The following is a 19,853-nucleotide window of genomic DNA, read 5'->3' on the forward strand; positions in this document are numbered from 1 at the left end:
TGATGGGTCGGTCTTCCCGGACAATAAGGGTAAACTGTCGAATTTAATAATATTAGCAGGTATTGGAACCACTTGCAACGCATGAAATGCTTGAAAACACAGTTTGCGGATCCTATAATGGTTGTCATCCACTTGCCGTCATGGGCATATTCTATCCAACCTCAAGTGATTATAGCTAAAATTCGCTGTGGCCCCTATTGATGACAATTCCGTCGACCCACCCCGGCAACATGTAACCGTGGCCGTGGTCCTCCCAGTCTACGAGACGTTCAGCTACAGCGTTCCGGCGCACCTGTCCGACCAGGCCCGTCCCGGAATGCGGGTGCTGGTGCCCTTTGGCCGGCGGACCGTCACCGGATACCTGATCGGGCCGGACCGGCAAACGGACAGCCGGGAGATCAAGCAGATCCTGGATGTACTCGACGACAGTCCCCTTTTCCCCGAAACCATGATCCCGTTTTTCCAGTGGATCGCAAGTTACTACATGCATCCACCAGGGCTGGTGGTCAACACGGCCCTGCCCGCCGGGCTGAACATGACCGACATCGCGGTTCTGACCATAGACGAAAACGGAATACAGGCCCTGGCATCGTCATCCACCGGACCTGTAGAAAAGTCGATTCTTGCCGCTCTTTCGGAAGGACCGGCCAGCATCAAGCAGCTACAGAAAAAAATCGGCCGGCCGGTGCCATGGGCATTGATCCATCGAATGCGTCAACGAAAATGGCTCTTGCTGGACCGGCGCATCGAAGGCGGTCGGATCCGGCCCAAAACGATCCGCATGGTCGCCCTTGAAAAAAGCGAAAATTTTTCCCGTCGACTGTCCCGGCAGCGCCGGGCCATCTGCGACATCCTGAAAGCCGAAGGCGATCTGAGCGTCCCGGCGTTGAAAAAACGCATCCCCACCGCCGCCACGCTGGTGCGGGGGATGCAGAAGGCCGGACAGGTCGCCGTGTACGAAAAAACGATCAGTCGGGACCCCTTTGGCGACCCCATCGAACCGGACACCACGCCCCGGCTCACCGGCGAGCAGACCCGGGCCGTGCGCCAAATGGCCCCGCTGCTGGGCCGCGGATTCAAAACCGTCCTTCTGGCCGGTGTCACCGGGAGCGGGAAAACCGAGGTGTATCTGCGACTGACCCGGGCAGCCATCAGCAAAAAAATGCAGGTGTTGGTGCTGGTGCCGGAAATCGGCCTCATTTCCCAGACCGAACGCCGATTCCGGGCCCGGTTTGGAGAAAGGGTGGCTGTGCTTCACAGCGGACTGAGCCGGGGCGAACGCTACGACCAGTGGTTGAGAATCGTCAAGGAGGAGGCGGCTATTGCCATCGGCGCCCGATCCTGCATCTTTGCACCCTTTACGGATGTCGGCCTGATCATCGTCGACGAAGAACACGATTCTTCCTATAAGCAGGAAACCGGACTGCGCTACAACGCAAGGGACCTGGCCGTCGTCCGGGGCCGTCACCACAAGGCCCTGGTAATTCTTGGGTCGGCCACCCCTTCCGTCCAATCCTGGCACAACGTCACCATCGGCAAATATGATCTTGCCACGCTGTCTAAACGCATCAATCGTCAACCGCTGCCGGAGATCCGGACCGTGGATCTCTCCCTATCCCGCGATGAGCGCGGCATCCAACGCTACATCACGCCTCAATTGCAAAAGGAAATCCGCAATACCCTGGACGAAGGCAACCAGGCCTTGATTTTTCTCAACCGTCGGGGATTTTCCGCATTTCCCATCTGCGCCCACTGCGGTCAGGCCCTGCGATGCAAAAACTGCGACATCTCCCTGACCCTGCACAAAAAGGCCAATGCGTTCCGCTGCCATTACTGCGGGTTTACCAAAGCGGCCACATCAGCCTGCCCCTCATGCGGCAGCGAGGACATCAAGCTGCTGGGGATGGGAACCGAAAAGGTTCAGGAAGCCATGGTGCAATTGTTTCCCGACGCAAGGGTGGCGCGCATGGACCGGGACACCATGAATCGTAAAGGCGCTATCGTGCGCCTGCTCAAGGACCTGAAACACCGTCGCATCGACATTCTGGTGGGCACCCAGATGGTGGCCAAGGGGCACGATTTCCCAGGCATTACCCTGGTGGGGGTGGTGTGCGCCGACTTGACCCTCAATTTTCCCGATTTTCGTTCCGGGGAGCGAACCTTTCAACTGTTGGCCCAGGTGGCGGGACGGGCCGGACGCGGCGAGCACCCGGGCAAGGTGGTCCTGCAGACCTTCAATCCCGACCATTTCACCATCGGCGCGGCAAAGAATCAGGATTTCAAAAAATTTTTCGACCAGGAAATCAGCTTTCGCAAGGCCTTGGCATACCCACCTTTTTCCCGTATGGTGGCCGTGCGCATTTCCGGTAAAGATCCGCAGAAAACCGCCGAAATGGCAGGAAAGATAGGAACAAACGGTCGGCGAATGCTGGCCAACGCCGGTCCCGGCGGCAGCCGGGTGAAGTTAATGGGGCCCATCGAAGCCCCGCTGGCGCGCATCGCCAACCGCCACCGCTGGCAGTTGCTAATCAGCAGCCCCGACGTGGCCGGACTTCACCGACTGGTCCACGAACTGATGCAAGGCCCAAACTCAGTCGCGACGGGCCGCGACATCAGGGTTTCCGTCGATGTCGATCCGTTTTTCCTGATGTAACTTGACAGAAGTGGAAGTCAGGCATAAAAATATTTTTTTGGCTTTTGCAAAAACAGCCGGCAGTCAGCGGCTGGTTGATTAAGGAGAAAAAAATGAGATTTCGAATAGTTATCCCAATGGTCATGCTGGCGCTGATGTGGGGCGCAACGGCCGGTTTCGGGGCGTCGGATCAGGCCGCAGGAAAGGCGTCTTCCAGCGCCGGAACCACCGTTCAAGCTGCGCCCGTCGCCGTTATACCGGAGTTGAAATACGAATTCACACCGGTGGTTGACGGCGCGGAAGTGACCCACGATTTTACCGTCAAGAATTTCGGCGAGGCAGCTCTTGCCATTCATCAGGTAAAAACCGGTTGAGGGTGTTCGGTAGCCTCCTATCCGAGGCAGATCCCCGCCGGCGGCGAGGGAACAATCAGCATCAAGGTTCATACCAACGGCTACGGCGGCCGGACCATGAACAAGCAGATCCAGGTCTTTACCAGCGACCCGGCCAACAACCGCATCACCCTTTCCATTTCAGGCAAGGTGCTCAATTTTGTAAAGATAGAGCCCAAATACGCACGGTTGGTTGGCAGATCGGGAACCGACATCCAAAAAAAGATCACCATCACCCGCGAGAAGGCTTATCCGTTCAAAATTACCAAGGCTAAGGCCAGAAGCGGCAAAGATATCGCTTTTTCGATAGAAGAATTCAGTAAGGAAGGGATCGATGGATACATCCTGACCATCGAAAACAAAAGAGAGGCGACAGGCCGCTATGCCGACACCCTGACCCTGATTACCGACAGCCCGGTGAAATCCTCTCTCAGGGTTCCGGTTTACGGGCAGATTATTGCCGCCGAGCCCAGGCCGGCATCCGCACCGGGCCAGAAGAACGCCACGGGCGGGTAAGGCATTCATTACCCAAATGAAGGAAAAGACAAGAGCATCGATCCTCTATCGTCGATGCTCTTTGTCGTGAATGAAGGAAAGGCAACTGTGACAGCCGAAACCAAAGTGGTCGCCTTCGATTGCGATGGCGTTATGTTCGACAGCCGGGAGGCCAACCGCGCCTATTACAACCATCTGTTGGATCGTTTCCACCTGCCGGAAATGACACCGGAGCAGTTGGCCTATGCCCATATGCACACCGTCGGTGAAGCGCTGGCCTTTCTGATTCCGGACAGCGCCACCCTCGAGGCCGCCCACGCCTACCGCAAGAAACTGGGATACCTGCCGTTTCTCAAATACATGCAGATGGAACCCGGTTTGGTCGAGCTGCTGGAGCGTCTTCACCCCCGGTATAAAACCGCAGTGGCCACCAACCGGACCGACACCATGGCTCATGTGCTGGTGGACAACCGCATCGATCACCTTTTCGATCTGGTGGTCTGTGCACTGGATGTGACATTTCCCAAACCCCACCCCGAAGCCCTCAACAAGGTGGTCGATCATTTTGCCGTCCTGCCCGATGAGGTCATTTATGTGGGCGACTCGCAGGTGGATGAGATGGCGGCCAGGCAAGCCGGCATTTTCTTCGTGGCCTACCGCAATCCGGAACTGAAGGCGGATCGTCACATCCGGCAGTTGTCCGAGATTGCAGATCTACTGGATTTTTAGAAATCGTGCCGTCCTCCTTTCCCGCTACGCTCAAAGCGCAGTCCGAAGAGGCCCTGACCCACCCCCATTACGATTTTATCGCCAAATATCACGCCGTCGCCGACCTGCGGCGATTGGCGCGCAAACACACCGGCGTTCTCGACGAAAAAACCCTTGATGCACTCGAAGATCTTCTCCGGACCCGGGTGTTTCGCAAAATCAGGCAGTCCTATTTTCTGTTCCGGGAAGCGGCGTCGGTCATGACGGACCTGGCAACGGCACAGGAAAGCGCAAAGCTGGGGGAGATGGCGCTGGCATCATTGAACCGAATGTTGCTTGTCACCAACGGCAGCGCCCACCGGGGTATTGCCGAAGCGATGGGCAGCCTGCCGGTCCACATTATCCCACCCCGAATAACGGCCGGTAAAGAGCCCCGTCCCCCGGCAATCGACTGGGAACGCCTGACGAAATCCAACGGGCTGAAGCTCACTGCCGCCCCCCGATACATAGGACGCAGCCTGGTGGCGCCGACCGACTCCCGGGACCGCCTGCTGGTGGTCAAATTGGCCAAATCCGGTGACACCCCGGGGGAACTGGCCGGAGAGATCAGATGGATGGAGCGCCTGCGAAAGCCCGGCTTTGCCTTCGACCGCCGGTTTCACATTCCAGTCCCCCTGCTGTTCGGCGGCCACTGCCTGTTTCGCATGGACCGCCTTCCGCTGTCACCGCCGGCCGCGGTGGACCGGCATCCCGATAAAATTGCCGTGGCCTTTCTCGCCCATCGGGACTACTTCGTCTATCCCAACCACCATGGCGTCAACGAAAAATCGGCGGCAGAAATACTGGCCCGCAACGCCTACCTACTGGGACGACTGACTGCCGGCGGGGTGATCCACAATGCCCCCATCCCGCTGTTCCACAACCGAACCCAGCGTCTGCGACGCGATGATCAGGGCCGCTACCAGTGGTTCCGCGCCGGACGTCTGGACCAGTGGCTGGACTCGTGCCGCTTTCCCAACTTCGGGTTGTCCGGGCTGCGCGACTTCGAGCATCTGGAACCCTTGTCGGGCGGCAGTCAAACGTTGTACCGGCATATTGGAAGCCACTTGCTGAGTCTTCTGCTGGTGGCCGGCAGCGTTTTTCGCTGCCGGGAAACCACCCAGGTGGGATGGGATGAAAAGGGGAACCCGCTGGACACCCGGGATCTGTTTGACCGACAGTTGCTTGGATCCATGATCCGGAAAATTTTCCGGAACTATTACAGCGGGTTCACTGGGTCACAAGCGAGTATACCGCTGCCGCTGGATGCTGATCGGCTCGTGGAACGTATGATCGAGGAGATGGGGGTGGACCGCTACATGACCGAACTGCTGCGGCGCGCCGATCAGAAGGCCCTGAGCGACAGCCAGTTTTTCGGCTTTCTGGAAGAGCGGGGCTACGACGCCGAACAGCGGGAAGGGATGATCCGCGGAGAAAAAGACATCCTCATTCGCAGCGGCCCCCATCTAGGCGATTTCAATCGTCAGATTTCCCTGCCTGAACTTATCGAGGCCGTAGCCGCCATGTCGGCGGTATGTATGACCGGCCGGTATGCTCGGCAAAATAGCATCGGCTCCCCCTGATATGATTTGCTACACGGCCTCGCAACCCATCAGAGTTCTTCTCGGGCAAGATTGATATTCTCGATGTCTCCCATCACGATCAGGGTCATCCCCGCCTCGATGATAAAAGAGCTTGGCGGCCGGAACTCGAATTCACCCCCTTCTTTGCGAACGCCCAGCAAAAGGAGGTTGAACCGGTCTCGAAGGCCGGACTGGAGAATCGGTTTGCCCACCAGGTCGGAGTTTTTCTTGACGGCGATTGGATGGATGCGCAATTCGCCGCGCTCGCTGCGCAGCATGTTGTCGAGAAACTCAACGGCTTCCGGTCGGATCATTTCCGAGGCGATGCGCAGCGCACCGATGGCATTGGGGGAGACCACGGAGGTGGCACCGGCCTTGAGCAGCTTGGGCTTGAGGCGGCGGTTGGTCATCCGGCTGATAATGCGCGCCTTGGCATTGAGCATGCGGGCGGTCATGGTGATATAGAGGTTGTCGTTATCCGACGGAAGGCAGATGGCGATCCCCGAGGCCCTCTCGATTCCTGCGGCGACCAGGTTTTTATCATCGGTGGCGTCGCCGTGAACGTGATAAAGCCCCTTGATCTGGCGGCTGCGTTCAATCACGGCGTTGTCCTGTTCGACGAGAACAACCTTGGCCTTGCTGGTTACCAGTTCCTCTGCCAGCGGGAAGCCGGTCTCCCCACCGCCGCATATGATGTAGTGCCCGGAGATCGCCTCGATTTTTCTCTCCATTTTTCTTCTCCTGAGCATGCCGGTCAACTCGCCTTCGATCAGCATGGCCGTCAAAGTACTGATGCTGTATAGGATAACGCCCATGCCGAAAACGATCAGCAGCATGGTGAAAATCTGGGCCGGTACGTTGCCGGTGATGCCCAGCACCTCGCCATAGCCTACAGTGGTCAGGGAAATCACGGTCATGTACAGGCAGTCGATGTAGCTGGAACTGCCTTCGAAAATGAGATAATAACCCGTGCTGCCCAGCAGCATGGTGCCGACAAGAATGGCTGCCGCAAAAAATAGCCGACTTCTGATGCCCATAATGATTATCGAAACTCCCGTTATAAAACGGCTTTTGGGCAGACAACGGTCCTGAACACGCCCATGTCGATATTGCGGCCGCAGGTCACAATCACCGTCGTCTTTCCCGTAAGCCGGGGGGCCAGCTTGAGAAAACCGGCCACCGCCACGGCGGCCGCCCCCTCGATCACCAGCCGGTGGCGTTCGAACACCAGTACCATGGCCCGGCGAATGTCGTTTTCGGATACCAGTTGCCAGCGGTCCACCAGGCGGGTGCACGCATCGAATGTGATGGCACCGGGTTCGATACCGCCGGCCGTGCCATCGGAAAGGGTTTCCTGCATGGGGACATCCAAAATCCGACCGGATTGCACCGACACTGCCATAGCCGGTGAGTTCTCGGGAAGGCAGCCGATGACGGTGGTTTCCGGTCGAACCGCTTTGACCGCTCCGGCAATGCCGGTTATCAGGCCGCCACCGCCCACCGACGCCAGAATGCAGTCCACGTGGGGAAGCCGGTCCAGAATTTCCAACCCGATGGTCCCCTGTCCGCCAATCACGTAGGTGTCATTATAGGGCGAAATGTATATTTTTCCGGTTTTCTCGGCCTGCTGGCGGGCAAACGCTTCGGTGCGGTCGCAGTCCGCACCGTGGAACCGGATCGCAGCGCCCAAGTCCTTTAACATGCTGACCTTAAGCGGCGAGGCATTCTCGGGGAGATAAATAGTCCCGTCGATCCCCAGACGATTCATCCCGAAAGCCGTGGCCAGGCCATGGTTTCCGGAAGATGCCGTGATCACCCCCGCCCGCAATTCGCTTTCGTCCATGGCCAGCAGCCGGTTCAGGGCGCCCCTGACTTTGAAGGAGCCCGTATGCTGCATGCTTTCCATTTTGAGATACACCCGGCCTTCGTTTTCGCGGCTCAGGTCGGCGGCCGGCTCCATGGGCGTCCGCCGGATATGGGGTCGGATTCTCTTTTCCGCGGCCAGGGCCAGCTCGCGGATCTCCCTGGACGTGTTCGATTCGTCAAAACCCATTTATGAACGTTCCCCGCCGGGCGTAATACCGCAGGCGGCAGCCATGGCTGCGGCGGCACTGCCGGGGTCCTCGACGCGGGTGATGCAACTGATGACGGCGACACCGGCGGCGCCGTGGGCAAAGCAGTCCAGCGCATTGGTCGGATCGATGCCGCCAATGGCCACAGCCGGGATGGGCGAACGGTTGACGATGTCCCGCAGGCCGGAAAGACCATGGACCGCTTTGGCGTCGCGCTTGGTGTCGGTTGAAAACGTGGGGCCCGTGCCAATATAATCGCAGGGCACCAGGTCGGTACGCTCCAGTTCTTCCATGCTGGAGACCGACACTCCGACAATGGCCTCCGGCCCCATAATGCCCCGGGCCAGCCGGGGTGGGGTGTCGTCCTGGCCCACATGAACGCCGTCGGCCCCTGCGGCCCGGGCCAGCAGCACGTCGTCGTTGACCACGAAAGGCACCCGGCGTTGACGGCACAATCGACAGATAGCCTCAACCTCTTCAAAGTCTTTCAGGGAAAAAGATTTATTGCGATATTGAATCAGGGTCGCACCGGCTTCAAGGGCCACCCGAACCTGGTCCTGAGCCGAGAACCCATCAACGGAATCATCCGTGATGAAGTAGAAGCGAAGGTGTTCACGGATTTCTTCTGGCGTCATCATTTCCCCCCATGGGGTCACCCTTCGGCGGCGTCTTGCGGCCCGTCCGGCCGGCGGGTCAACCATCGATGGAGCGCCATGAAACGCGCCCCGTATTCCGGTGAAAATCGTTTGAGGCCGGCCGAGATCTCGGCGATGCGCTTCTCATGCCGGCCATTGTCGGTTTTCGAGAAAAACTTGTCCGCGTAACAGATCAGCCGCTCTTCCAGAGAAAGAGGCAGCATGTCCCTGTCCGGCAAGGGAAGCTTTCGCCGCAGCGTTTCGTCCGCCCGGATGCCCACCCCCACGTGGCGCTCGCAGACCAGCCCATGGTCTTTTAAACCAATCCGGTCGAGGATGTACCGGCCTTCGACGCCGTGGCAGACATAGGGTAGATCGCCCGTGCAGCCCAGTTCCGGGCAATGGGTCCGTCCGATGCCGATGTCGTGCAGCATTGCCGCCTGGACGACGAATTCCCGATCCGCGTCCAGCCACGGCGCCCGGTCGAGAACCGCCAGGGCCTTGCCCGCCACCAGCTCGCCGTGGCGCAGCAACAGTTCCCGGGTGATCCCGCCGACGGGATAGAACTGGCTGACAATACCTTCGGGGTCAATCATTTGAGCACAACCGCAGATATCGGGCACATTGGTCTTTTCCGGACGGGCGCGACTATGCCTTGCGAGAGAGAAGAACCCCCTCGATAAACACATCGATATCCCCATCCAGCACGCCGTTCACGTTGCCCACGTCCAGACCGATGCGATGGTCTTTGACCATCTGGTAAGGGTGCAGCACATAGGAGCGAATCTGGCTGCCCCAGGCGATGTCGTCCTTGCCGTCGTGGATCTGTTGCATCCGCTCGTCCTGTTTGCGCTTTTCCGCTTCGTAAAGCCGCGACTTGAGCACCTTCATGGCCATGTCTTTGTTTCGGTGCTGGGATTTTTCCTGCTGGCACTGAACCACGATGCCGGTAGGCAGGTGGGTGATGCGCACGGCACTGCTGGTTTTGTTGACATGCTGGCCGCCTGCACCGCTGGCACGAAACACATCGATGCGCAGGTCCTTCTCCTCGACATCGACCTCAATAGTATTGTCCAGCTCCGGATATACGAAAACAGATGCAAAAGAGGTGTGGCGCTTGCCGCTGGCATTGAAAGGAGAAATTCTCACCAGACGGTGAACGCCGGTTTCCGATTTGAGATAGCCATAGGCGTATAGGCCGGTGGCGGTGAACGTGACACTTTTAATACCCGCCTCGTCGCCGGGCTGAAAATCGACGATCGTGGACTTGAACCCCTTGGCTTCCACCCATCGCAGGTACATGCGAAAAAGCATTTCGGCCCAGTCCTGTGCCTCGGTACCGCCGGCACCGGCGTTGATGGAAACGATGGCGTTGTTCTGGTCGTCGACACCGTCCAGCATCATATCCAGGGAAAGCTGGCGCATGCGGCGTCCCAGCTCGCCAATCTGACCGGATACCTCGGCCAGAGTGCCGGCATCGTCCTCTTCGACGGCCAATTCCAGCAGGATACCCGCGTCCTCAAGATCCTTTTCCAGGCCTTTGAAGGCCTCGATGCGCTGGCTTAACCCCGTGCGCTCCTTTAAAATGGCCGTTGTGGCGTCGGGGTTGTCCCAGAATCCTTCTCTGGCGATTTCCGCCTCGATTTCCTGCAATCGTTTTTCCTGGCTGCCCAGGTCAAAGATACTCCTTGAGCTGGTCGAGTTTCTGCCGATGCTCTTTCAATGCCTGTTTGGCTTCACCACTCATGATTTATCTCCTCTTGCCGACCATCCGGTCGATCCAATCTTTCAGTTTTTCGGGCAACGCCGCCAGCATGCCGCCGGAGGGAAACGCGCCCGTTAGAAACCGTTGTCGTATCGTCAACCCTGCCAACCCCAACAGGCAAACCATGGCCAGCAGATCGCCGAAGCGGGTGTAAAAGCTTAATGCCCGCATTTCGGGAACATTTCGATCCACCACCGCTTCTTCGAACAGGGAGGTCTGGGCCACCACCCGGCCAACGGGGTCGATGAACCCGCTGATTCCGGTATTGGCGCACCTTACCAGGCTACGCCGGTTCTCGACCGCACGGAAAACCGCCATCGAAAAATGCTGGTAGGCAGCACTGCTCCTGCCAAACCAGGCATCGTTGGTCAAATTGACCAGCAGACCGGCACCGTTTTTTGCCAACGACCGCGAAAGACCCGGAAAAATGATCTCGAAACAAATCTGCACGCCGATGGGTGCCTTGTCTTCTTTCCAGGCCAGCGTGCGGCCCTTTTCGCCGGCCGAAAAATCTCCCACCTGGGCCACCATCTTTCCGGCAAAGGACAGGATGCCTTTCAAGGGCACATATTCGCCGAAAGGAACCAGGTGGACCTTGTCATAGCGTGCACCGGCATCACCTTCCGGCGTTACCAGGTAGGCACTGTTGTAGTAGATCTGCCTTCCTTTCTCAACATCCACACTGGGACTGCCCGCCAACAGGTAGGTACCCGCCTGGCGAACGGCGTCGGTCACCACCCGGGTAAGCTTGGGGCTGGCCGAAAAGTAAAAGGGCGTCGCCGTTTCCGGCCAAACCACCAGATCGGGCTGCCGCGAGCCGGCTTTAAGCGTCAGATCCACATATTTTTTCGTGGTTCCGATCTGAAATGCCGGATCCCATTTACGGGCCTGATCGATATTGCCCTGTATGATCGCTACGCGTACCGTCGGGGCCTTGGCCCGGGCAACGTCCACGGCCTTGATGCGGTAACTGCCGTAGGCCAGCGACAAAAGGATCGTCCCAATGGCAATCACTACGGCTTTTACGGCCAGCGTTCGGCCCACCGGCTGCCCCTCCCATTTCTTTTGGGCTAGGAGCAGCAGCAGGACATAAATGGCGGCATTGAAAAGAACGATCAAAAACGTGACGCCGTATACACCAAACATATCGGAGATCTGGATGATATGCAACCGATTAAACTGGGAATATCCAACGATTCCCCAGGGAAAACCGGTCAGTATAAAGCTGCGCAGATATTCAAGCGCCACCCAGAAAACAGGGGCGAGAATCACCAGGTGTCCGGGTCGATTAACGAGACGGACCACGGCCAGGGCAAAGAGCCCCGGATAAACGGAAAGGTAGGCCGCCAGCAGCACCAAAAGGGAGACGCACTGCCACCACGGCAGGTATCCGTAAGTTCGCATGGTGAAGACCACCCAGTACAAAAGGGTCAGGTAGTGGGCCATACCAAAAATCCAGCCAACCCGAAACGCGCGTCCGCCATCCAATCCCCGCAGAGAGATCAGGAGGGGAACCAGGGCGATCCAGGCCAGAAGCGAAAATCCCATTTTAGGGAAAGCCGCGGTCAGCATAAGCCCGCCGATGACAGCCGGCAGCCATTTCGACTTAAGATCGGGCACCGCTGCCATCCTGTTGGTCAACCGCTGCCTGGAGGTATTCGCGAACGGCATGAATGGTATGGGTAAACATTTTGCTGCCGGCCAGGGTGGCACAGGCGTCGTCTTTATCTCCGCAAGTCTCGGCAAAGGCCGGACCGATGACCATGGCCGGTTGGTCGATCCCACCGGCTTTGTCCAGGGTGCCGACATAAAAATCGAGGCGCTGCTTGACGGTATCGAAATAGTCGATATCAGCCCCCACAGTGAACGATGCCGAGGAAGAAAGGGTGGCGGCGAACGCCCTGATATTCTCCCAGAAATGCTGATTGACAGGATTTTTCAACCGGTCGTCGGCCAGAAAAAACGCGATCGCCCAACCGACGGAAATAATTCTGAGCAGTTGAATCTCGTATTCCAGGGCGACCCGCTTTTCCTGCATCGCGGGCGGCAGGGCATCCAGGATCGCCTGCATGTCCCCCCGGTCGATGGCGAACTGAAAAAGCTGCTCACCGGCACGGGCAGCCAGCGCATCTATCTTTTCGGTAATGTTCATACATCCCTTCCGCCAGCAGCCTCGACCATATTTTTTGCGTGTCCCGCCGGCTCCAGAAACCAAAGGCAACGCCGTTTTTCGGGCGCTGCCTTCCGACCGGTGCGAAGCGTTTGCCACTGCCCCTGACAAGGCCCGATTCGCTGGTCGTCAAACAAAAACGCGCCAACTTTAAATCACCAGCGATAGCAAGTCAAGATGGCAGCTGCCGTGTTCAAAGCTTGTATTTCATCCGTTTTCATGGGATGAGAGTCGAACGGCCCGTCCGGGCCGGCACGGACGGCCCATCGGGCCGATTGCCATCAACTTTCAAATGCGATTTCTGCTGAAAGGCTGCCCATGCGACTCTTTGCCACGGTGGTGATGATCGGACTGCTCCTCTTTTCCCCTGCTTCTCCTGCATTCTCCCAACAGCCGGAACCGGACCCGCCGGAACCGGTGGAAAATACGGCAACCGTCCGCCCCCTTATAAATTGGGCGGCCACCACCTTCGAGCTTTCCGCTGGCTACCGGACCGACAACCTGAACTGGAATATCGCCGGCAACCTGCAGGGCCAAAATCCCAACGTGCGCAGTGAACTCAAATGGTCCGGTGTCAAAATTTACCAATTCAACCTGTCCAACCGTACCGTCATCAAGGATCGGTTCTATATCCGCGGCAACCTGAACTATGGGATGGTCGCCTCCGGAGACAATCGGGACTCGGACTACGACGGCGACGATCGCACCCTGGAATTTTCCCGTTCGACCAACTCGGTGGACGGCAACAGCGTGTGGGATGGATCCATCGGCGTAGGCCCCCGCTTCACGTTTTTTGACGGCACCCTGGCGGTCAGCCCCCTGGTCGGCTATGCCGTTTCGGAGCAGGACCTGAATATCGTGGACGGCTACCAGGCGCTTTCTTCGTCCCCCAACCCCCCTCCCGTCGGCCCCATTGCCAATCTGGACAGCCGTTACGAAACCCATTGGGAAGGACCCTGGATCGGCGTGGACCTCATGGTGTCGATTCCGTGCAAGCAGGGCCCGTTTACCCGTATCGGCATCCTGTTCAGCGGCGAGGTGCATTGGATCGACTACGATGCCGAGGCCAACTGGAACCTGCGGGAAGAGTATCGCCATCCGGTCAGCTTTACCCACGAAGCGGAAGGCAGCGGCTATCGTGCCGGGGTCAAGATGCTGTTCGAAACGAAAAGTCGCTGGGGGATGCATGCCGGCATGAATGTGCAGGAAATGACCACCGACGCGGGATTGGACCGCATCTTTTACGCAGACGGCGCCACTGCCGATACACGCCTGAATGAAGTCCAATGGCGTTCGTTCACTTTCGAAGCCGGTGTTTCTTATCGGTTTTAACCGCGTGCGGGCTGAAACGGCGTCTGCGCCTCTTGCACGATCTGACGCAAAGTCGCGACAGCACAAAAAAAAGCTCCTCAAACCGTTAGAGATTGAGGAGCTGACGACAAGAAACGCACCCAATTAAAAGAATCATACACCAACGGAAAAAAAACACAACCCTTAAAAAACATAGATTTATACGTAATCAAAATACGTGGTATAAAAAGGGTCGTTTGCTTTGGCCGAAATCGCTTTGAAAGGGAGCCCCGAATCAAGGCAAAATATACAATCATCCCGCCATATGGCCGAGAATAATGTTCAGCACCCGCCGCAACGGCTCGGCAGCTCCCCACAGTAGCTGATCGCCCACGGTGAACAGGGTCAGGTACTCCGGCCCCAGGTTCATTTTGCGGATTCGGCCCACAGCTATGGTCAGCGTCCCGGAAACCGCCGCCGGGCTGAGCTTCGCCAGGGTGGCCGCTTTGTCGTTGGGAACCACCGACACCCAGTCGTTGGCCGAGGCGATGGCTTCTTCGATGGTCTTTAGGGGAATCGCCTCTTTGAGCTTGATCGCCAGGGCCTGGCTGTGGCAGCGCATGGCGCCGACGCGGACACATTGCCCGTCGATGGCAATCGGGCTGTCGGATCGCCCGAGAATCTTATTGGTCTCCGCGATCCCCTTCCACTCCTCACGGGTCTGCCCGTTTTCCATGGCCCGATCGATCCAGGGAATCAGGCTGGCCGCCAGCGGGGCACCGAAATATTGCGAGGGGAAATCCGGGTCGGCGAGGGTCTGAGAGATCCGTTGGTCGATGTCCAGGATGGTCGCCGCCGGGTCATGCAGCAGATCCTTGCTCTTTTCGCCCAACACCCCCATTTGCTGCACCAGTTCCCGCATGTTGTTGGCACCGGCCCCCGAGGCGCTCTGATAGGTCATGGCGGTCAGCCATTCGACCCAGTTTCGGGCAAACAGGCCGCCGACCGCCATCAACATCAAGGAAACCGTGCAGTTGCCGCCGATAAAATCCTTGACGCCTTCGTCCAGTGCCCGGTCGATCACGTGCCGGTTTACCGGGTCGAGGACGATGACGCTGTTGTCTTTCATTCGCAGGGTCGATGCGGCGTCGATCCAGTAGCCGCTCCAGCCCTTCTTCCGAAGTGCCGGATGGATTCGCTCTGTATAACCGCCTCCCTGACAGGAGACGACTACCGCCATTTCAGCCAGTTTCTCCAGGTCATTGGCATCCAGGACCGGCTTTACGGCCCCACCGATCTCCGGCCCGTCTTTTCCTGCTTGCGAGGTTGAGAAAAAGACGGGCTCGAAAGCCGAAAAATCATCTTCACGCCGCATGCGGTCCATGAGAACCGATCCCACCATTCCCCGCCATCCGACAACGCCTACACTGACCATCGCTTATTGACTCCTTTTTATTGTTGAATTTTCTTTCGCACCTGACAATAACCAGTCGTTTTGTCTGATTAAAGGCGGGGTTGTCCGGTTGTCAAGAAGTTTTCTGTCAGAACCCTTCGGGCATTCCGGACCAGCGGTCCGAAAGAAATTGCGAGAGCGTTTTTAGAAACAACTTCGGCGCTTCCACCGGAATCGAGTGACCGGCATCCCGGACAACCATGTGCCTGCCGCCGCTCTTCTCGGCCACTTCGGCGGCACCGGCAGCACTGACCAGCGAATCGTCCGAACCGGACATCACCAGCAAGGGAATATCCATTTTTTTGAGCATGGACCTCAGTCGCGGATATGCAGTCATGGCCGACAAATGGGCCTGAAGAAAGGGGCCCCGGTTGCGGCGGACAATGGTTTTGGCCACGCGTTCCAGGTGCCTGCTGTTGCGGTTTAAAAACGCCTCCCCGAAAACGTGCGGCAGGACCGCGTCAACCATGGGCTCGAGGCCGCCGTTTTGAACGATGGATCGCCAGGCCCGGACGATCAGTCGGGCGCGAGTCGTCGGGCGGACGCCGATGGAGCAAAGCACCATCCGGTTGACCGCTTCCGGGTTGCGCCGGGCCATGGCATAGGCCAGCAGAGCGCCGTGGCTCACCCCAACCAGGTTGACCGGCCCGACGGCGAGGTGATCGAGCAGCGCCGTCAGGTCTTCTACGTGCAGATCCAGGCTGAGTGGCAGCGCCCCGAGTTCGCTTTCCCCCTGCCCCCTGGCATCGTAGAGCAGTGAGCGGAATTCGGGCTTCAGCGATCCGGCGATCACTTTCCAGTACATGGTCGTCTGCAGGGTGCCGTTCAAAAAGACCACCACCGGCCGTGCCAGTTCGAATCCTACGGTTTCGTAGTAAAGGCTGCATCCGTCACGGGTTCTAAAGTAGGCCATCTTGTGTCCCCTCATCAAATCCGGCAGGAGTGATTATATACCACAGTTCTGCATCTTGATGAAATGGACCCCCATTTTTTTGACAAACGGCGCTTTCGATACCATCCTATTGGCGAAATAAAAAAATGGCGCACACCTGTTCCTAACAATGGCTCGTTAAATTTGTTCATGGAGGAACGGCGCAACAAATCGGTCCCCGTTACGCCGGATCATTAAATCCTGAGGAACCCGAACAAAGACTTGTAAACCAATAGCAACGCGTTTAAACTGTTTTTTATCAAAAAAACCAAAGGAGCACACATTATGTCCACCCGATTCTACTGCAACAGCGAAAGCTGCACCCATGGGGATAAAGGGCCGTTCGTTCTCGAACTCGCTCAGGAAGCCGTGATGGACGGCAACAATATGGCCACCATCTTCTGTCCCCGGTGCGGCAAGCCCATGAAACAATTACCGCCGGCGCCGGAAGACACCATCCAGACCCATCGCTTTTATTGTTACAACGAAATCTGCAGCGGAACCGGAGAAGATCCGTTTTTCATCGACCTCCCGGAAGAAGCCATCATGGACAATCACAATATGGCCGCCATCTTCTGCCCCAAATGCGGAAAAGAGATGAGTCCACTGGGCCAGTCAGTCAACGGAGCCGTTAATTATTGAAGAAAGCCCATTAAAATCGTTTGATTCCGGCACGCGAGACCCGTTGAACAGGTGGTCCCCGTCATGTCGAACAGTATAAAAATACTCGCTGTATTATTTTTTCTCTTCGCTTCGGCGATGCCCGCCAGAAGTCAGGACGTCGTTAAATGGGTCTTCACCGACTATCCTCCGGCAAATTTTCGGACCGAGGAGGGAAATTTTTCTGGATTTTTCCATGATATCGTCATGGAGGTGTTCCAAAAAAGACTTGGGCTCCATGTCGATATCGCCATCTACCCCTGGAAGCGATGCCAACGGATGGTCAAAAGCGGCGAGGCGGATATCATGGTGACCATCCCCACTACGGAACGAAGGAAATATTCAGTGACCCACAACCGGCCCATCTGGGTCAAGCGCCGCATTCTGTATACCTTTCGAGAACACCCCAGAATTCATGAAATCCATTTGCTCAACGGTTTGGCTTCCATCAAGAATGGCGGCTATCGGGTCATTTCCTATCTTGGCAACGGCTGGACTGAAAACGAAGTGCAGGGGGTCGGCATACCCGTTTCCTTCGCCACCACCGTGGACGGCATGTATCGCATGCTGGCGTCCAAGCGGGGAGACTTGATCATCGAGGAAAAGATCCTGGCCGCCCCCCATATCGTCGATTTGGGGCTTTCAGAAAAAATTGTGGAAACCAACGGTGTCGGTTCCGAAAGCGGCTTTCATATTCTGATCGGGAAAAAATCGGCCTATGCGTCCCTGATCTCAGCCCTTGACCGGGAGATTGAAGACATGCGAAAACAGGGACGTTTGGATGATATCTTCCGAAGTTATCTTATTCCCCCGAACAACTGAACCGGTTGAACGATGCACCTCCATACGACCTCGTGAAAAACAGAATTTGCCCAATCTTTCTGCTGATTGTCTTCTGGCTGCACTGGGGAGCCACGGCATCCGTCGCCGACGGCCCAGTCGTCGTGGGCTTTAATGAGAACCCCCCTCTAATCTTCACGGACACCGACGGCCAGGTTAAGGGCATTGCCTTCGATCTTCTCAACGATATCGCGGACGAAGAAGGCTGGCAGATACGCTATCTTCCCGGTTCCTACAGCGAGTGCATCCGTCGCCTGGAAGAAGGCACCGTCGATCTGTTTCCGGGCATGGCCGTCGCAAAGGAACACGAAAACAGGTTCATTCTCGGCCAGGAGGCCATCGTTGCCGACTGGGGGCAGTTGTACACCGCTTCGGATGCGGTCTTATCGGACATCCTCGATTTTCAGGATAAGGCTGTGGCCGTAGTCGGGTCCGACATCTATTTTCAGGCCTTCGCCACAATTTTGGAAAAATTCGAGATTCGTTCCCGCTTCGTACAGGTGGACTCCTACGGCGAGGTGTTGTCCCTGGTTCATCATAAAGAAGTGGCCGCCGGCATTGTTTCCCACCTTTACGGGGCCTACTATGAAAAACGCTTCAGGGTGAGAAGAAGTCCTGTCAGCTTCAGGCACACGGAATTGCGGTTTGCCGTTTCCAAGAACCAAAACCGAAAAATTCTTTCCACCTTGGACAGCCATTTAAAAAAACTGAAAGAGAACCCCAATTCGATCTTTTACAGCTCCCTTGACCGCTGGACACAGGGCGTACGGAAAGTGACGCTGCCACTCTGGTTGCGCCCTTTATGGGTATTGAGCGCCATCGCCGTCATCATGGGGTTGATCATCCTGGGAAACATATTTCTCAGAAGGCAGGTTAAACTTCAGACGGAAGCGCTGAAGGTAACGATCGCGGAAAAGGAGAAAATCGAAAGCGAGCTGGCAGTGGCCAGGGAAATCCAACTGCAGTTGGTCCCCGGTGATTTTCCGGCCTTTTCCAACCGGAAGGAGTTCGACATTTATGCCAGCCTGGAACCGGCCCGCGAAGTGGGGGGAGATTTTTACGATTGTTTTTTCATCGATGGAAATCATCTGTGCCTGGTTATTGGCGATGTGTCCGGCAAGGGGATGCCTGCCGCCCTGTTCATGGCCATGGCCAAAACCATGATCAAATCCGGCGCCCGCTTGCTCGCGGAACCGGAGTATATCCTGGCAGATGTCAATCGAGAAATTGCCAGGAACAATCCTTCGCTCACCTTCGTGACGGTGTTTCTGGGCGTCCTGAACCTGAACAGCGGTGAACTGACCTACTCCTGTGCCGGGCACAACCCGCCTCTTTTCATCGGCCGCAAGGGGAATTCAGTGCTGCTCAGTGATGCCCAGTGCCCGGCCATCGGCTTTGACGACACTTTCCAATACCGCCAGGCCGCAGTGAAAATGCAGCACGGGGAAAGCCTGCTTCTGTATACCGATGGCGTTACCGAAGCGCAGGACAGCCAGGATCACCTGTTCTCCCAGGAAGCCCTGATGAACACCGTATCGCTGACAGCCGGACTGACCCCCAAGGAACGGGTAATCGCCATTATCTCCCGAATTCGCGAATTCACGGGCGAACGCCCGTTGGATGACGACTTGACACTGCTCTCGCTCACCTACTTCTCGCCGCACCACATGGGCTACACGGGCAAAAGGATCATTTTACGAAACGACATCCACGAGATGGGACGGATTGTCGAGGCGATTTCCCGGGTTGCCGAATCGGCCTCCTGCCCGCGGGTAGCGGTTCACGACGTCACCCTGGCCATCGAGGAAGTCTTCTCGAATATCGTCTTCTACGGATTCGGCGACGACCTCGATCACAACATCACGCTGGAGCTGTTAGTCGAAAACAACACCCTGATCCTGATTTTGCAGGACGGCGGCATTCCCTTCAACCCGCTGAACGTGCAGGTGGGCCGTGAAAAACCCCTTGAAGAAAGGGACAAGGGCGGAATGGGAATAATGCTGGCTAAAAATCTGATGGACCGGATGGATTACCGGCGCGATCAGGGGAAAAATATTCTGCGCCTAGAAAAGCGCTTCCGTTGAATAAGTGTTCTTCCAGAAATAGGCAAATTTGGTCGAGATCAAGGCGCGCGAAAAATTAACCCGCAGGCATATGGGGATAGATATTCCGAGGAGTGAATTTTGAG

17 protein-coding genes are annotated in these 19,853 nt (G+C 57.0%); 8 read left to right on the forward strand and 9 right to left on the reverse strand.

Annotated elements, in window-relative coordinates; translation table 11 throughout:
- The first annotated feature begins 187 nt into the window (after positions 1 to 187).
- The 4 genes from priA (at position 188) to GN111_RS14230 (ending at position 5,849) form a co-directional block, all read left to right on the forward strand.
- Positions 188 to 2,653 carry a replication restart helicase PriA gene (gene priA, locus GN111_RS14210; RefSeq protein ID WP_231715740.1) on the forward strand — a complete coding sequence of 822 codons (2,466 nt, stop codon included), beginning with the start codon at positions 188 to 190 and terminating at the stop codon, positions 2,651 to 2,653.
- A gap of 92 nt (positions 2,654 to 2,745) precedes the next feature.
- Positions 2,746 to 3,540, forward strand: coding sequence for a DUF1573 domain-containing protein (locus GN111_RS34200; RefSeq protein ID WP_262987170.1), 795 nt, complete (start codon positions 2,746 to 2,748; stop codon positions 3,538 to 3,540).
- Between the two features lie 87 nt (positions 3,541 to 3,627).
- Entirely contained in the window at positions 3,628 to 4,248 is a 621-nt protein-coding gene (locus tag GN111_RS14225) for an HAD family hydrolase (RefSeq protein ID WP_197740549.1), read from the forward strand.
- A 5-nt stretch (positions 4,249 to 4,253) separates the two neighbouring features.
- A complete protein-coding gene (locus GN111_RS14230) occupies positions 4,254 to 5,849 on the forward strand; it encodes a SidJ-related pseudokinase (RefSeq protein ID WP_170302288.1) in 1,596 nt (531 codons plus the stop codon).
- A 29-nt stretch (positions 5,850 to 5,878) separates the two neighbouring features.
- Here GN111_RS14230 and GN111_RS14235 read toward each other — a convergent pair whose 3' ends face one another.
- The 7 genes from GN111_RS14235 to GN111_RS33380 form a co-directional block, all read right to left on the reverse strand.
- Complete coding sequence (locus GN111_RS14235; RefSeq protein WP_155304387.1) at positions 5,879 to 6,886, reverse strand: potassium channel family protein; 1,008 nt, start codon at positions 6,884 to 6,886, stop codon at positions 5,879 to 5,881.
- Between the two features lie 20 nt (positions 6,887 to 6,906).
- The gene (locus tag GN111_RS14240; protein ID WP_155304388.1) at positions 6,907 to 7,902 is read right to left on the reverse strand and encodes a threonine/serine dehydratase; all 996 of its coding nucleotides are present in this window, start codon (positions 7,900 to 7,902) and stop codon (positions 6,907 to 6,909) included.
- Complete coding sequence (gene thiE, locus GN111_RS14245; RefSeq protein ID WP_170302289.1) at positions 7,903 to 8,559, reverse strand: thiamine phosphate synthase; 657 nt, start codon at positions 8,557 to 8,559, stop codon at positions 7,903 to 7,905.
- Positions 8,560 to 8,573: 14 nt separating this feature from the next.
- The gene (locus GN111_RS14250; RefSeq protein WP_231715741.1) at positions 8,574 to 9,152 is read right to left on the reverse strand and encodes an HD domain-containing protein; all 579 of its coding nucleotides are present in this window, start codon (positions 9,150 to 9,152) and stop codon (positions 8,574 to 8,576) included.
- Between the two features lie 52 nt (positions 9,153 to 9,204).
- Positions 9,205 to 10,303, reverse strand: a protein-coding gene (prfB, locus tag GN111_RS14255; RefSeq protein ID WP_231715742.1) for a peptide chain release factor 2 whose coding sequence is annotated in 2 segments (ribosomal slippage) — positions 9,205 to 10,233 and positions 10,235 to 10,303 — 1,098 coding nt in all. Because the reading frame shifts where the segments join, the coding sequence is not laid out codon by codon here.
- A gap of 3 nt (positions 10,304 to 10,306) precedes the next feature.
- Positions 10,307 to 11,941 carry an apolipoprotein N-acyltransferase gene (gene lnt / locus GN111_RS14260; protein WP_170302290.1) on the reverse strand — a complete coding sequence of 545 codons (1,635 nt, stop codon included), beginning with the start codon at positions 11,939 to 11,941 and terminating at the stop codon, positions 10,307 to 10,309.
- A complete protein-coding gene (locus GN111_RS33380; RefSeq protein WP_170302291.1) occupies positions 11,928 to 12,473 on the reverse strand; it encodes a hypothetical protein in 546 nt (181 codons plus the stop codon). The genes lnt and GN111_RS33380 overlap by 14 nt, the downstream gene beginning before the upstream one ends.
- Before the next feature lie 336 nt (positions 12,474 to 12,809).
- On the opposite strand from GN111_RS33380, the gene GN111_RS14265 reads away from it, so the two are divergent.
- The gene (locus GN111_RS14265) at positions 12,810 to 13,823 is read left to right on the forward strand and encodes a hypothetical protein (protein ID WP_155304392.1); all 1,014 of its coding nucleotides are present in this window, start codon (positions 12,810 to 12,812) and stop codon (positions 13,821 to 13,823) included.
- 271 nt (positions 13,824 to 14,094) lie between these two features.
- On the opposite strand, the gene asd is transcribed toward GN111_RS14265, so the two are convergent.
- On the reverse strand, positions 14,095 to 15,216 hold the full coding sequence (gene asd / locus GN111_RS14270; RefSeq protein ID WP_155304393.1) for an aspartate-semialdehyde dehydrogenase: 1,122 nt from the start codon (positions 15,214 to 15,216) through the stop codon (positions 14,095 to 14,097).
- A gap of 106 nt (positions 15,217 to 15,322) precedes the next feature.
- Positions 15,323 to 16,147: an alpha/beta fold hydrolase gene (locus tag GN111_RS14275; RefSeq protein WP_170302292.1), complete on the reverse strand. Its 825-nt coding sequence runs from the start codon at positions 16,145 to 16,147 to the stop codon at positions 15,323 to 15,325.
- Between the two features lie 303 nt (positions 16,148 to 16,450).
- Between GN111_RS14275 and GN111_RS14280 the strand changes: the two genes are divergently transcribed.
- The 3 genes from GN111_RS14280 (at position 16,451) to GN111_RS14290 (ending at position 19,749) form a co-directional block, all read left to right on the forward strand.
- Positions 16,451 to 16,807 carry a hypothetical protein gene (locus GN111_RS14280; RefSeq protein WP_155304395.1) on the forward strand — a complete coding sequence of 119 codons (357 nt, stop codon included), beginning with the start codon at positions 16,451 to 16,453 and terminating at the stop codon, positions 16,805 to 16,807.
- Between the two features lie 117 nt (positions 16,808 to 16,924).
- Complete coding sequence (locus GN111_RS14285) at positions 16,925 to 17,647, forward strand: substrate-binding periplasmic protein (protein WP_231715787.1); 723 nt, start codon at positions 16,925 to 16,927, stop codon at positions 17,645 to 17,647.
- Positions 17,648 to 17,679: 32 nt separating this feature from the next.
- On the forward strand, positions 17,680 to 19,749 hold the full coding sequence (locus GN111_RS14290) for a SpoIIE family protein phosphatase (RefSeq protein ID WP_155304397.1): 2,070 nt from the start codon (positions 17,680 to 17,682) through the stop codon (positions 19,747 to 19,749).
- Positions 19,750 to 19,853: the final 104 nt, after the last annotated feature.

Origin of the sequence: Desulfosarcina widdelii (assembly GCF_009688965.1) — a bacterium.
Taxonomy (GTDB): domain Bacteria; phylum Desulfobacterota; class Desulfobacteria; order Desulfobacterales; family Desulfosarcinaceae; genus Desulfosarcina; species Desulfosarcina widdelii.

What these genes read in the sequence shown, in the direction of transcription:
- GN111_RS14235 (WP_155304387.1), bottom strand. Translation starts at nt 6,886, where the DNA reads ATGGGCATCAGAAGTCGGCTATTTTTTGCGGCAGCCATTCTTGTCGGC.
- GN111_RS14240 (WP_155304388.1), bottom strand. Translation starts at nt 7,902, where the DNA reads ATGGGTTTTGACGAATCGAACACGTCCAGGGAGATCCGCGAGCTGGCC.
- thiE (WP_170302289.1), bottom strand. Translation starts at nt 8,559, where the DNA reads ATGATGACGCCAGAAGAAATCCGTGAACACCTTCGCTTCTACTTCATC.
- GN111_RS14250 (WP_231715741.1), bottom strand. Translation starts at nt 9,152, where the DNA reads ATGATTGACCCCGAAGGTATTGTCAGCCAGTTCTATCCCGTCGGCGGG.
- GN111_RS33380 (WP_170302291.1), bottom strand. Translation starts at nt 12,473, where the DNA reads ATGAACATTACCGAAAAGATAGATGCGCTGGCTGCCCGTGCCGGTGAG.
- GN111_RS14265 (WP_155304392.1), top strand. Translation starts at nt 12,810, where the DNA reads ATGCGACTCTTTGCCACGGTGGTGATGATCGGACTGCTCCTCTTTTCC.
- asd (WP_155304393.1), bottom strand. Translation starts at nt 15,216, where the DNA reads ATGGTCAGTGTAGGCGTTGTCGGATGGCGGGGAATGGTGGGATCGGTT.
- GN111_RS14275 (WP_170302292.1), bottom strand. Translation starts at nt 16,147, where the DNA reads ATGGCCTACTTTAGAACCCGTGACGGATGCAGCCTTTACTACGAAACC.
- GN111_RS14280 (WP_155304395.1), top strand. Translation starts at nt 16,451, where the DNA reads ATGTCCACCCGATTCTACTGCAACAGCGAAAGCTGCACCCATGGGGAT.
- GN111_RS14285 (WP_231715787.1), top strand. Translation starts at nt 16,925, where the DNA reads ATGCCCGCCAGAAGTCAGGACGTCGTTAAATGGGTCTTCACCGACTAT.